Raw genomic sequence first — 13,588 nt, 5'->3', positions numbered from 1 at the left:
GTAGAGAGGAGGGTGCGGGGACTCGCCCCGCACCAAGAACATTAGCAGCCTTTCCGACAGGCTTGAGCCATTCGCCGGTAACGAGTAGGTCTTCCCTCCACCCGATAGCCCCAAACATGAGACCCCGGAGTCAAAGGACTCCGGGGTCTCACTCAAGGGCCGGTATGCGGGAAACCCAAACATCCGGCGCGTGCCGTACCGCGGCGCGTCAGCTCGCCGGCAGGGCCTCCAGCTGGGCCGTCAGGCGCGCGATGTCCTGCTCGGCCTGCTCGGCCCGGGCCCGCACCTTGGCCACCACGTTGTCCGGCGCCTTCGCCATGAACTGCTCGTTGCCGAGCTTGGCCGCCACCTGCTCGGCCTCCTTGCGCGCCACCGCGAGGTCCTTCTCCAGCCGCTTGCGCTCGGCGGCCACGTCGATCGTGCCCGCCGTGTCGATCTCCACGAGGACGCCGCCCACGTCGAGGCGGGCGGTCGCGGTGAACGACTCGGCCGGCTCGTCCAGGCGCAGCAGCGAACGGATCGCGCTCTCGTGCGCGGCGAGAGCCGTACCGGCCAGGGACAGCCGGGCCGCGACGCGCTGGCCGGGCTTGAGCCCCTGGTCCGAGCGGAACCGGCGGACCTCGGTCACCAGCGTCTGCATCGCGAGGACCTCCTCCTCCGCGGCGCGGTCGCGCAGGGACTCCTGGACCGTGGGCCACGGCGCGACGGCGATGGACCGGCCACCCGTGACGGCCCGCCACAGCTCCTCGGTGACGAACGGCACGAGCGGGTGGAGCAGGCGCAGCAGCGCGTCGAAGACGTGCCCGAGGACCAGGCGGGTGTGCTCCTGGCCGGCGGCGAGCTGGACCTTGGCCAGCTCGACGTACCAGTCGCAGACCTCGTCCCAGGCGAAGTGGTAGAGCAGGTCGGAGACCTTGGCGAACTCGAACTCCTCGAAGGCCTCGTCGACCGAGGAGACGACCTCCTGGAGCCGGGAGAGGATCCACCTGTCGGCGGCGGTGAGCTCCGCCACCGGCAGCTCGCCGACCGCGGCGCCGTTCATCAGCGCGAAGCGGGTGGCGTTCCAGATCTTGTTGCAGAAGTTCCTGGAGCCCCCGGCCCACTCCTCGCTGATCGCGACGTCGGAGCCGGGGTTGGCCCCGCGGAGCAGCGTGAAGCGGGTGGCGTCGGCGCCGAAGCGCTCGATCCAGTCGAGCGGGTCGACGACGTTGCCGAACGACTTGGACATCTTCTTGCCGAACTGGTCGCGGACCATGCCGTGCAGCGCGACGGTCCGGAACGGCGGCTGGCCGTCCATGGCGTACAGGCCGAACATCATCATCCGGGCCACCCAGAAGAACAGGATGTCGTAGCCCGTCACCAGCACCGAGGTGGGATAGAACTTCTCCAGCTCGGGCGTGCGCTCCGGCCAGCCCAGCGTGGAGAAGGGCCACAAGCCGGAGGAGAACCAGGTGTCGAGGACGTCGGGGTCCTGGACGTAGCCCTCGGGCGCCCGCTCGTCCGGGCCGACGCAGACGACCTCGCCGCCGGGGCCGTACCAGACCGGGATCCGGTGGCCCCACCACAGCTGCCGCGAGATGCACCAGTCGTGCATGTCGTCGACCCAGTCGAAGTAGCGCTTGGCCAGCTCCGGCGGGTGGATCTTCGTACGGCCGTCGCGGACGGCGTCGCCCGCGGCCTTGGACAGCGGCGAGACGTTGACGAACCACTGCAGCGACAGCCGCGGCTCGACCACGGTCTTGCAACGCGAGCAGTGCCCGACCGAGTGCAGGTACGGGCGCTTCTCCGCGACGATCCTGCCCTGCTCGCGCAGGGCCGCGACCACGGCGGGACGGGCCTCGAAGCGGTCGAGCCCCTCGAACGGGCCGTGGGCGGTGATCACGCCGCGCTCGTCCATGACCGTCAGCGACGGCAGGGAGTGGCGGCGGCCGATCTCGAAGTCGTTCGGGTCGTGCGCGGGGGTGACCTTGACCGCGCCGGTGCCGAAGGCCGGGTCGACGTGCTCGTCGGCCACGATCGGGATGCGCCGGCCGGTCAGCGGGAGTTCGATCTCCCGGCCGACCAGGTGGGCGTAGCGCTCGTCGGAGGGGTGCACGGCCACCGCGGTGTCGCCGAGCATGGTCTCGGCCCGGGTGGTGGCGACCACGATGGAGTCCTCGCCGTCGCCGTAGCGGATCGAGACGAGCTCGCCCTCGTCCTCGCTGTGCTCGACCTCGATGTCGGACAGCGCGGTCAGGCAGCGCGGGCACCAGTTGATGATGCGCTCGGCGCGGTAGATGAGCCCGTCGTCGAAGAGCCGCTTGAAGATGGTCTGGACGGCGCGGGAGAGTCCCGGGTCCATGGTGAAGCGCTCGCGCGACCAGTCGACGCCGTCGCCGAGCTTCTTCATCTGGCCGAGGATCCGGCCGCCGGACTCCTCCTTCCACTGCCACACGCGCTCGACGAACGCCTCGCGCCCGAGATCGTGGCGGGACAGCCCCTCCTTGGCGATCTCACGCTCGACGACGTTCTGAGTCGCGATGCCCGCGTGGTCCATGCCCGGCAGCCAGAGCGTCTCGTGGCCGCGCATTCGGGCGCGCCGGGTCAGGGCGTCCTGGATCGAGTGGTCGAGGGCGTGGCCGATGTGCAGCACGCCGGTCACGTTCGGCGGGGGCAGGACGATGGTGTACGGCTCGCGGTCGCTGCCCGGATCCGCGCCGAAGTAGCCCTCGGCTACCCAGCGCTCGTAGCTACGGGTCTCCACATCGGCGGGTGTGTACTGGGTGGGCAGCTCTGACATCGTCACGGTGTCCAATTCTAGGGACGTTCGAATGGGTCGAGGTTCCGGTGGGTCGGGGTTCTACCTACGGCAGCGCCCCCGCGGAGTGTCTCCGCGGGGGCGCCGGCCGTACTGGTGTGCGGGGCCTATGCCGACTTCTCGCGCGGAGTGCGCTGCTTGGCCAGCTGGTCGCGAGGTACGAGCGTCGGGTTGACGTGCTCCAGGACGGACTCCCGGGTGATGACGACGCGCGCCACGTCCTCGCGGGACGGTACCTCGTACATCACCGACAGGAGGACCTCCTCCAGGATGGCCCGCAGGCCGCGCGCGCCGGTGCCGCGCAGGATCGCCTGGTCCGCGATGGCCTCGAGGGCGTCGTCGGTGAACTCCAGCTCGACGTTGTCGAGCTCGAACAGCCGGCGGTACTGCTTGACGAGGGCGTTGCGCGGCTCGGTCAGGATCTGGATGAGCGCGTCGCGGTCGAGGTTGTGCACACTCGTGATGACCGGCAGGCGGCCGACGAACTCGGGGATCATGCCGAACTTCAGCAGGTCCTCGGGCATGACGTCACCGAAGATGTCGGAGGCGTCGATGTCTTCCTTGGAGCGGATGACGGCGTTGAAGCCGATGCCCTTCTTGCCGACCCGGGACTCGATGATCTTCTCGAGGCCGGCGAAGGCTCCGCCGCAGATGAACAGCACGTTGGTGGTGTCGATCTGGATGAACTCCTGGTGCGGGTGCTTGCGCCCTCCCTGCGGCGGCACACTCGCCGTGGTGCCCTCCAGTATCTTCAGCAAGGCCTGCTGCACGCCCTCGCCGGAGACGTCACGGGTGATCGACGGGTTCTCGCTCTTGCGGGCGATCTTGTCGACCTCGTCGATGTAGATGATGCCGGTCTCGGCCTTCTTGACGTCGTAGTCAGCGGCCTGGATCAGCTTGAGAAGAATGTTCTCGACGTCCTCGCCCACGTAGCCCGCCTCGGTCAGGGCGGTGGCGTCGGCGATGGCGAACGGAACGTTCAGCATCTTCGCCAACGTCTGTGCGAGCAGTGTCTTGCCGGAACCGGTCGGGCCCAGGAGCAGGATGTTCGACTTGGCCAACTCCAGGCCGTCGTCACGCCCGCGCTCTCCGGACTGCACCCGCTTGTAGTGGTTGTAGACAGCGACCGACAGCGCCTTCTTCGCCTTGTCCTGACCGATGACGTAGGCGTCGAGGAACTCGTAGATCTCCCTCGGCTTGGGCAGGCTGTCCCACTTGAGTTCGGAGGACTCGCTGAGCTCCTCCTCGATGATCTCGTTGCAGAGATCGATGCACTCATCGCAGATGTATACGCCGGGTCCGGCGATGAGCTTCTTGACTTGCTTCTGGCTCTTCCCGCAGAAAGAGCACTTCAGCAGGTCTCCCCCGTCGCCGATGCGTGCCACCCCAGATACTCCTTTGCGTGGGACCGCCCTGGCTGCCGCGGTCCGTTTCTTCTGACCGGCCCGATCCCGGTACGAAAAGCCATCCCGCTCAGGTTTCGACGTTACCGTCTTCTGAGCCCTCAGTGAGCCCCCTGGCGGCGAGTCGCACCGGAAGGTGCCCAATTGGGCACCGTTCCGATGCAATCTACCTCCCTCAGGAGGCGACAGCCTTGGCGAGTTTCTTGCGTGACGGGATGATGTCGTCGATCAACCCGTACGCCTTCGCTTCCTCGGCGTCAAGAATCTTGTCGCGTTCGATGTCCTTGCGGACCTCGTCGGGCGTCTTGCCCGAGTGCCGCGCGACAAGGGTCTCCAGGAGCGCGCGCATCCGCAGGATCTCCCGCGCCTGGATCTCGATGTCGCTTCCCTGGCCGCCGCCCTCGGTGGAGGGCTGGTGGATCAGGATGCGGGCGTTCGGCAGCGCGAACCGCTTGCCCGGCGTGCCGCCGCCGAGCAGGATCGCCGCGGCCGAGGCCGCCTGCCCGAGGCAGACCGTCTGGATCTCCGGCCGGACGAACTGCATCGTGTCGTAGATCGCCGTCATGGCGGTGAACGAGCCACCCGGCGAGTTGATGTAGATGCTGATGTCCCGGTCGGGGTCGAGCGACTCGAGCGTCAGCAACTGCGCCATGACGTCGTTGGCCGACGCGTCGTCGATCTGCACCCCGAGGAAGATGATGCGGTCCTCGAACAGCTTGTTGTACGGGTTCATCTCCTTGACGCCGTACGACGTGCGCTCGACGAAGGAGGGAAGAACATATCGGCCGTTGATGTCTCCCGGCCGGATCAACTCACTCACCTTGTGCCCCTTCAGGAGACGGCGCCCGCTGAGGGCACCTGCCGGGCGCTGCGCACGACGTGGTCGATGAAGCCGTAGTCCTTGGCCTCCTCGGCCGTGAACCAGCGGTCCCGGTCGGAGTCGGTCTCGATCTGCGCGAGGTCCTGTCCGGTGTGGAAGGCGATGCGCTCGGCGAGAGTCTTCTTCACGTAGAGCATCTGCTCGGCCTGGATGGCGATGTCGGCGGCGGTTCCTCCGATCCCGCCGGACGGCTGGTGCATCATGATGCGGGCGTGCGGCAGGGCGTAACGCTTGCCCCGCTCACCGGCGCACAGCAGGAACTGGCCCATGGAGGCGGCCAGACCCATCGCGACGGTGCACACATCGTTCGGCACGTACTCCATCATGTCGTAAATCGCCATGCCGGCGGTCACCGATCCGCCCGGCGAGTTGATGTAGAGCCAGATGTCCCGGTCGGAGTCATCGGCCGCCAGCAGCAGCAGCTCGGCACAGATTCGGTTGGCGATCTCGTCGTTGACCTGGGTGCCCAGCACGATGATGCGCTCACGCAGCAGCCGCTGGTAGAGCTGGTCTTCGAGCCTGAACGAGCCGTTCGGCTGGCTCATCGACTCGGGCCCGGAGCCGGTCGGCTGGTAGAAGGTCGGCGGGCTGGTCACAGCGTCACCTTCCGATGCGTCGTTATCGATTGGCTTTGCTTGTGACCTTAACGCGCGTCGCCGACCGGACATGCCCCCTCCACGGGGTGTTCGCCGACAGCGCATGATGGCCGAGGTCGTCCCCGGCCGTCCCGGGGGGCCGTTTCCGCGGCTCCGCCGGGCCCTGAGAAGCCGTCGGGCCTTGAGAAGCCGTCGGGCCCCGAGGTGCCCGGAGACCTCTCCGGAGCCCGCGGGGCCCAGACGAACGACGCCCCCGCCGTGCGTGGCACGGCGGGGGCGTTCGGCGCGTTCTCGGACGTCTCGGGCAGGCCTGCCACTCGGCGGCCTCATCGCCCTCCGTCCGGGACGGATCTACTCCTTGTCGGCCTCGGCGGCCTCGTCGCCCTCGGCCGGGACCTCGATCGGCTCCTCGCCGTTGATCTCGGTGTAGATCGCCTTGAGGTCGACCTCGTTGCCGGCCTCGTCGGTCACCTTGGCGGCGTCGCCGACGACGCTCTTGGCCTTGTCACGGACGATCTCGACCATGGCGAGGGTGAGCTGGTCGTTGTCGGCCAGGTGCTTGGCGAGCACGTTCGGGGCGACGTTCATCTGCATGGCGCGGCGCACCACGAAGTTGGTCAGCTCCTGCTCGCTGACGCCCAGCTCCTCGACCTTGACGATCTTGTCGAGGACGAAGCCGGTCTTGAGCGCCTTGGCGGCGGCGGCGTCGAACTCGGCGTAACGCTCTTCCTCGGTGGTCTGGTAGAGGCGGAAGTACGCCTCCTTGCTCAGGCCACTCTCGGCGATCTGGTGCTCGAGGTTGTGCTTGCGGTTGTCGAGCTCGGCCTTGAGCGCGCTCTCCGGCAGCGGGATGTCGATCTTCTCCAGCAGCGCGTCGAGGGCGTTCTCGCGGGCCTGCACGACCTGGTCGATCAGCTTGTTGCGGCGGGCCTGCTCGCGGATGCTGTCCTTGAGCTCGTCGAGGGTGTCGAACTCGCTCGCCAGCTGGGCGAACTCGTCGTCGAGCTCGGGGAGGACCTTCTCCTTGACGCTCTTGATGGTGATGGTCACCACGGCCTCCTCGCCGGCGTTCTCGCCGCCGACCAGGTTGGTGGTGAACTCCTTGACGTCACCGGCGGACATGCCGGCCAGAGCGTCGTCCAGGCCCTGCAGCACCGAGCCGGCGCCGACCTCGTAGGAGACGTCGTTGGCCTGCTGCTCCTCGATGTTCACGCCGTCGATCGCGGCGGCGAGGTCCATCACGACGAAGTCGCCGTTGGCGGCCGGGCGCTCGACGCCGGTCAGCGTCGCGAAGCGCTGGCGCAGGCCGTCGAGCTGGCCGTCGACGTCCTCGTCGGTCACCTCGGCGGTCGGGACGGTGACCTCGATGCCCTGGTAGTCGGGGACCTCGAAGTTCGGGCGGACGTCGACCTCGGCGGTGAACTCGACCTGCTCGCCGTCCTCGATCTTGGTGACCTCGATCTCCGGCTGGCTGACGGGGAAGATGTCGCTCTCGTCGACGGCCTGGCCGTACAGCTTCGGCACCGCGTCGTTGAGGGTCTCCTCCAGCACCACCGCGCGGCCGAAGCGCTGCTCGATGATGCGGGCCGGAACCTTGCCGGGGCGGAAACCGGGGACGCGCACCTGCTGCGCGACCTTCTTGTACGCCGCCTGCATGCTCTCGCCGAGCTCCTCGAACGGCACCTCGACAGTGAGCTTGACCCGGGTCGGGCTGAGCTCCTCGACAGCGGTCTTCACGGGGTGGTCTCCTTGATCAAGCTTCGAGTGATCGCGGGCGCGCCAATTTCGTACGGCTACCGCGGCAAGCTCGCGCGCCGCGCCCACATGAGCGGCACGGGGCACAGCCGTCGAGACATGCGAGTCAAGGGCATGCTCCACTGTGGCGGGTGTCCAGCGCCGCATGCCAGTCTAGGGCAGACGCGCACCTCGCAGCGACCGGCGCCGGCCTCAGATCTCTTTGATTATCCGGCGGAGGATGTCGACGGTCTCGTCGGGAGTGGTGCTGACCGCGCACAGCCGCTCCATGACCTCGCTGTATCTGTCGACGTCTTCATGCTTGTCCAGATAGAGCGCGCTGGCCAGCTGCTCGACGTAGACCACGTCGGGCAGTTCCCTGTCCTGGAAGCGCAGAATGCTGAAGGCGCCGCCCTCCGCGCTGTGGCCGCCGAAGCTGAACGGCATCACCTGGATCGTGATGTTCGGCTGGCGCATGAGGTCCATCAGGTGCTCCAGCTGGGCCCGCATCACGTCCGCGCCGCCGATGGGACGCCGCAGCGCCGCCTCGTCGATGACGGCCCAGAAGAACGGCCCGTCGGGCCGCTCCAGGACCCGCTGGCGCTCGATGCGCAGGTCCACCCGGCGGGAGATCTCCTCGGGCGCGATGCCGGCGCCCCCGGCGGTGATGACGGCCCGGGCGTACTCCTTCGTCTGGAGCAGGCCGGGCACGAACTGCACCTCGTAGGTGCGGATGCGGGAGGCCGCCTCCTCCAGGCCGACGTAGGTCTGGAACCACCCGGGCAGCAGATCGTTGAAGCGGTGCCACCAGCCGGGCTCGTTCGCCCTGTTCAGCAGGTCCATCACGGCCGCCCGCGCATCCTGGTCCTCGACGCCGTACAGGGTGAGCAGGTCCGCGACGTCGCGCTCCCGCAGGCCGACCCGGCCGAGCTCCATCCGGCTGATCTTGGACTCGGAGCCGCGGATCCGCTCGCCGGCCTCCTCGCGGGTGAGCCCGCGCTCCTCGCGAAGTCGGCGCAATTGAGAGCCCAGGAGGATGCGCAGAGCAGTGGGACCCGAGCCCGGTTGAACCTGCGTCACTTCGCCTCCCTCTCCCATTGGGGCCAGCGCACACAGTGTCACCACTTCCGGCCTTCATGACAAGGTCTCATGCTGCTGACCGATTCGCCGATTCCCCTGTGCAGTCGCCCATGCGGCTGCACATGGCACTTGCACGTGCATTTGGGTCTTGCAGAGGACGTTCCGGTGACCCATGATGGCCTAGTGCATATTGGGCTAATGGTGCACAAGCTGTAAAAACTCGCAACCAGCACGGAGACTCACCATGACAGCGGGAGGTACCGGCAGGATGGTGGAGGAGCCAAAATCGGCTGCCGACTGCCTGCAGGCGACCCGCGAGGTCGGCTTCGACGAGTTCCTGCGCGCCGACCGTTCCGACGCGACGGCGTGCCCGCTCCCCCGGCAGGCCGACTCGGTCAAGACCGCCAGAGACGTGACCCGCTCCACTTTGAAGGAGTGGGGACTGTCCGAACTCAGCGACGACGCGGCGCTGGTGGTCTCGGAACTGGTGACGAACGCGGTCCGCTACGCGCTGTGCCCGCCCAGCAGGGTCGAGGCCAAGCCCATCACCCTGATGCTCCTTCGTCTGTCGCCCCACGTGCTCCTGGCCGTGGCCGACCCGAGTGACGAGGCCCCCACCCCCAAGGAACCCGACTTCATCTCCGAGAACGGCCGCGGGCTGTACATCGTGGAGACCTACAGTCAGTGCTGGGGCTGGGACCACCTCAACCGCGGCGGCAAGGCCGTCTGGGCCCTGTTCAGCGGGACCACCGCCTGAGGCGTCCGAGGCTTCCCCGTACGGCTGCGCGCACCGGCGCGGCCTGCGGCGTCCGCCCGGGACCGGGCGGTCCACCACCCATCGGGAGAACCAGCCCATGTCCTCTGCCCTGACGCCCCGCCCCTGGGTCCCCGCCGCCTCCGAGGAGCGCGTGCGCTCCGTCTCCGCGGCCGTGGCGGACCTGCCCGCCTCGGCGGTCCAGAAGGAGATCGAACGGCTGGCGGACGACAACCACCGCATCCACGACGTGGAGTCGGTCAACCTCAACCCGGCCACCAACATCATGAACCCGCGGGCGGAGGCGCTGCTCTCGGCCGGCCTGGGCTCGCGCCCGTCCCTGGGCTATCCCGGCGACAAGTACGAGACGGGCCTGGAGGCGATCGAGCAGATCGAGATCGTCGCCGCCGAACTGGCCGCGCAGGTCTTCGGCGCCGGCTACGCCGAGGTGCGCGTCGGCTCGGGGGCGCTGGCCAACCTCTACGCCTTCATGGCCACCTGCCGGCCCGGTGACACGATCATCGCCCCGCCGTCGAGCGTCGGCGGCCACGTCACCCATCACGGCCAGGGCGCGGCGGGGCTGTACGGCCTCACCACCGTTCCCGCCCCGGTCGCCGCGGACGGCTACACCGTGGACGTCGACGCCCTGCGCTCACTGGCCGAGGAGACCCGGCCCGCGCTGATCACCGTCGGCGGCAGCCTCAACCTCTTCCCCCACCCCGTCGCACGGATCCGGGAGATCGCCGACTCCGTCGGCGCCCGCGTGCTCTTCGACGCCGCGCACCTGTGCGGCATGATCGCCGGCCGTACCTGGCCGCAGCCGCTCGACGAGGGCGCCCACCTGATCACCATGAGCACCTACAAGAGCTTGGGAGGCCCTCCCGGCGGGCTCATCGTCACCGACGACGCCGGACTGGCCGAGCGCCTGGACGCGATCGCCTATCCGGGCCTGACCGCCAACTTCGACGCCGGCAAGACCGCGGCGCTGGCCATGACCCTGCTCGACTGGAAGGCCGCCGGGCAGGCGTACGCGCGGACGATGACCGCGACGGCGCGGCGCCTGGCGGAGGAACTGCTCGACCTGGGCGTGCCGGTCTTCGCGGCCGAGCGCGGGTGCACCCGCTCGCACCAGTTCGCGATCGAGGCCCGCCGCTACGGCGGCGGCCAGCGGGCCGCCCGCAGGCTGCGCCGGGCGAACATCCTGGCCTGCGGCATCGGCCTGCCGGTCGATCCGATCGAAGGCGACGTCAACGGGCTGCGCGTGGGCACCCCCGAGATCGTCCGGCTCGGGATGACCGAGGAGGACATGCCGGCGCTGGCCGCGTTCGTCGCCCGGGGGCTGGAGGAGGAGGCGGACCCGGCCGTCGTGGCCGCGGAGGTCACCGCGTGGCGGGGACGCTTCTCCGGCGTGCACTTCACCGCCGACCACCCGGCCTGAGACGGCGGGCGTTTCACCACCGGCCACCCGGCCTGAGACGGCGGGCGCGGCGAGGACGCCCCTTCCCTCGCCGCCGGTGCGGGCGCGCCTCACCTGTCCGGGGACGGGAAGCTGACATCAGGGAAGTCGTCAGCGCGATAGGCGTCCGCCCCTCCGAGGCCTCGGCTCGACGTCGCCGGGAGCCGGGCCCGCCCGCGGTCGGTCAAAGCACTCAAATCAATCAACGACCTCGTCGGTGGCGGCGTTTACGCTCCCCGTTCATGAGCGACGACGAGACCTGCACCGTACGTCTGACAGTCGAGGTCGCCGACTGTGGCATCGCCGGTCTGCAGGACAGGGAACTCGACGGGTATGCCGACACACCCGCCCAGTCAGTCGGGTTCATCGAGGTCGAGAAGGGCTGGGTCACCCTCCACATCACTCATCAGTGGGGGCCGGCCGACTTCACTGTGACGATCGCCGACCGGGACCCCGGGGCAGATCTCGCCGCCTACGAGGACATCGTGGAAATTGGTTACGTGTCCGTGTCGGGCGAAGTGGAGATGAGCGGGTTCACCTATGACGCGGTTGCGATGCGTCCTCTGCCCCCTCTTCCTGCCGGGCCGGGGACCTACCGCATTCGGTATCACGTCAAGAACATGGATTGGGAGGGCGCGGGGGATGACGGCATCGATGACCATTACCTTCAGATATGGCCCGCGCCCCTCGGGGACCCCGTTGTCGTCAAGGCCACGAGTGACGCTTCCCAGTACTTCCTAGAGCCAGAGAAGTTCAAGCGCGACCGAGGATTGTGAGCCACGCCGGCACAACCCCACACCTGGCCCGCCCGGAGCCGGAGCACCCCCGCCGAGGCGGCAGGAACATGATCGGCTTGGATCAGGCGGCCTGCCCGGACCGGGATGGCTTCGGGGAGTGTCCTATACGCTCTCCCGATGCCGAGGTGGAAGAATGTGCCGTTAGGGCGTCGCTCGTGGACGTGGTTCGCCGTGGCGGTGGGCGCTTCGCTGGTGCCGTTGACCTCGTCTCTGTCGCACTCCTCATGGGCTTCCCGCCCCTACCTGGCGAGGCTCCGCGATCCTCGGCACCCCTCGTCACGTGCGCCCTGGCACGGTGGGCAGGCTCGGCCGTACGGCGCAGCTCGGGTGGGCAACAGGCGGCCCACCACGGACGTGCACCACGGGTGGGCATATCGGCCAGGCACGCCCTGTCGGCCGCCTGGCCAGGGCGTCACTTTGCCACTCAGAAGGCCGCTCCCGATCTCGGGGAGTGGCCTTGCGGTGTTCGGAGAGTCGGGGCGACAGGATTTGAACCTGCGACTTCTTGCTCCCAAAGCAAGCGCGCTACCAAGCTGCGCCACGCCCCGTCGCGCCGGGTACGCGCACGCTCCGGAACTCCGGTACGATTACGCCCTGACGACCGGATGAAGTCTAGACCAGACCAACACCGGATCGCGCGGACGTAGCTCAATGGTAGAGCCCCAGTCTTCCAAACTGGCTACGCGGGTTCGATTCCCGTCGTCCGCTCAGCAGACGAAGGGCCAGGTCACCGGGCATCCGGGACCTGGCCCTTCGGCGTTCAGGAGATTTTTCCGATCTTCCGTGCCGGTCGCGTGCCCCAGACCCGGGCGAAGGGGAATTCCCGGCACCGCCGACGGGCGGGCTTGAGTCTCCAGCAAGGGGAGACGGGAGGGTGGGGGCATGGACGGCGACACGCTCTACTCGATCGGCGATCTGGCCCGGCGGACCGGGCTCACGGTCAAGACCATCCGGTTCTACTCCGACCGCGGGATCGTGCCGCCGGCCGAACGCGGCCCGACCGGTTACCGCCGCTATCGCATCGACGCCGTCGCGCGCCTGGACCTGGTGCGCACGCTCCGCGATCTGGGGCTGGACCTTCCCATGATCCGGAGGGTCCTGGAGCGGGAGGTCGCGCTCGCCGAAGTGGCCGCGACGCACGCCGCGGCCCTGTCGGTGCAGATCCGGACGCTGCGCCTGCGGCGTGCGGTGCTCCTGGCCGTGGCGAAGCGCGGTTCCACCCCTGAGGAGATGACTCTCATGCACAAGCTGGCCAAGCTCTCGGAAGACGAGCGCCGACGTCTGATCGACGATTTCCTCGGCAGCACCTTCGACGGCCTGGAGCCCGACCCGGGATTCGCCGGGATCATGCGCTCGATGACCCCGGAACTGCCCGACGACCCCGACCCCGAGCAGGTCGAGGCGTGGGTGGAGCTGGCCGAGCTGTCCCGGGACCCGGATTTCCGCGCCCTCATGCGCCGCACGGCCGAGCAGTACGCCGCCGAGCGCGCCATGGGGGAACCCGCGGGTCTTCGGCCCGACAGCGTCGCGATCGTCCGCGACCGGGTGGGCCCGGCCCTGGCCGCCGGCGTCGACCCCGCCTCCCCCCAGGCCGATCCGATCGTCTCGGCGGTGACGGCCCGATGCGCGGACGTCGTCGGCCGGCCCGATGACGCCGGCTTCCGGCGCCGGCTGCTGGCCCGGCTGGAGACCGCCGGAGATCCGCGCAGGGAGCGATACCTCCGGCTGCTCGCCGTGGTCAACGGCTGGCCCGCCCCGGAGAGCCTGACGCCGGCGTCCGACTGGTTCATCCGGGCCCTGCGCGTCCGGCTGCGCGACGGGGATCCGGAGACGGACACCTCGGCGACCGGCTGAGCCCGGCCGCCGTCGCATCCGCGAGCCGTTCGCCACCAGCGGGAACCGGCACCCGATCCCGCCGGTTCCCGCGTCCGCAAGGGGCCCGCGAGAAGGACAGCACAAACGGGCAAAAGGGCAAGCCTTCCAAGGGTGGACTACGCGGGGTAATGCATCGGATACTGAGAGCACCGAGACACCGTGAGCGCTCAATCCCCCCGGAGGCGAACCGTGTCCGCTCAGACCCGCACGCCGACC

10 protein-coding genes and 2 tRNA genes are annotated in these 13,588 nt (G+C 68.9%); 5 read left to right on the top strand and 7 right to left on the bottom strand.

The features are described 5' to 3' along the window. Positions 1-208 precede the first annotated feature (208 nt). From Pta02_RS28725 to Pta02_RS28700, 6 genes are all read right to left on the bottom strand, one after another. A complete protein-coding gene (locus Pta02_RS28725) occupies positions 209-2,779 on the bottom strand; it encodes a valine--tRNA ligase (protein WP_203878089.1) in 2,571 nt (856 codons plus the stop codon). A 125-nt stretch (positions 2,780-2,904) separates the two neighbouring features. Further along, entirely contained in the window at positions 2,905-4,182 is a 1,278-nt protein-coding gene (gene clpX / locus Pta02_RS28720; protein ID WP_203878077.1) for an ATP-dependent Clp protease ATP-binding subunit ClpX, read from the bottom strand. A gap of 193 nt (positions 4,183-4,375) precedes the next feature. Continuing rightward, positions 4,376-5,020, bottom strand: coding sequence for an ATP-dependent Clp protease proteolytic subunit (locus tag Pta02_RS28715; protein ID WP_203878076.1), 645 nt, complete (start codon positions 5,018-5,020; stop codon positions 4,376-4,378). An 11-nt stretch (positions 5,021-5,031) separates the two neighbouring features. Then, entirely contained in the window at positions 5,032-5,676 is a 645-nt protein-coding gene (locus Pta02_RS28710) for a ClpP family protease (RefSeq protein WP_373872421.1), read from the bottom strand. A 351-nt stretch (positions 5,677-6,027) separates the two neighbouring features. Next, positions 6,028-7,413 (bottom strand): trigger factor, encoded by a 1,386-nt coding sequence (tig, locus tag Pta02_RS28705; protein WP_203878075.1) that lies wholly within the window; start codon positions 7,411-7,413, stop codon positions 6,028-6,030. A 210-nt stretch (positions 7,414-7,623) separates the two neighbouring features. Then, the gene (locus Pta02_RS28700; protein WP_239131297.1) at positions 7,624-8,490 is read right to left on the bottom strand and encodes a Sco1979 family transcriptional regulator; all 867 of its coding nucleotides are present in this window, start codon (positions 8,488-8,490) and stop codon (positions 7,624-7,626) included. Between the two features lie 244 nt (positions 8,491-8,734). Between Pta02_RS28700 and Pta02_RS28695 the strand changes: the two genes are divergently transcribed. From Pta02_RS28695 to Pta02_RS28685, 3 genes are all read left to right on the top strand, one after another. Then, positions 8,735-9,247, top strand: coding sequence for an ATP-binding protein (locus Pta02_RS28695; protein ID WP_239131296.1), 513 nt, complete (start codon positions 8,735-8,737; stop codon positions 9,245-9,247). A 97-nt stretch (positions 9,248-9,344) separates the two neighbouring features. Continuing rightward, a complete protein-coding gene (glyA, locus tag Pta02_RS28690; RefSeq protein WP_203878073.1) occupies positions 9,345-10,682 on the top strand; it encodes a serine hydroxymethyltransferase in 1,338 nt (445 codons plus the stop codon). 260 nt (positions 10,683-10,942) lie between these two features. Continuing rightward, positions 10,943-11,476: a hypothetical protein gene (locus Pta02_RS28685; RefSeq protein ID WP_203878072.1), complete on the top strand. Its 534-nt coding sequence runs from the start codon at positions 10,943-10,945 to the stop codon at positions 11,474-11,476. A 495-nt stretch (positions 11,477-11,971) separates the two neighbouring features. Here Pta02_RS28685 and Pta02_RS28680 read toward each other — a convergent pair. After that, positions 11,972-12,045, bottom strand: a tRNA-Pro gene (locus Pta02_RS28680). Positions 12,046-12,134: 89 nt separating this feature from the next. Between Pta02_RS28680 and Pta02_RS28675 the strand changes: the two genes are divergently transcribed. Together Pta02_RS28675 and Pta02_RS28670 are read left to right on the top strand one after the other, a co-directional pair. Then, positions 12,135-12,205 (top strand) — tRNA-Gly (locus Pta02_RS28675). A gap of 174 nt (positions 12,206-12,379) precedes the next feature. Continuing rightward, a complete protein-coding gene (locus tag Pta02_RS28670) occupies positions 12,380-13,351 on the top strand; it encodes a helix-turn-helix domain-containing protein (protein ID WP_203878071.1) in 972 nt (323 codons plus the stop codon). Positions 13,352-13,588: the final 237 nt, after the last annotated feature.

The organism is Paraplanobispora takensis (assembly GCF_016863195.1).
Classification (GTDB): domain Bacteria; phylum Actinomycetota; class Actinomycetes; order Streptosporangiales; family Streptosporangiaceae; genus Planobispora; species Planobispora takensis.
This window is presented reverse-complemented; position numbering and strand designations above follow the sequence as displayed.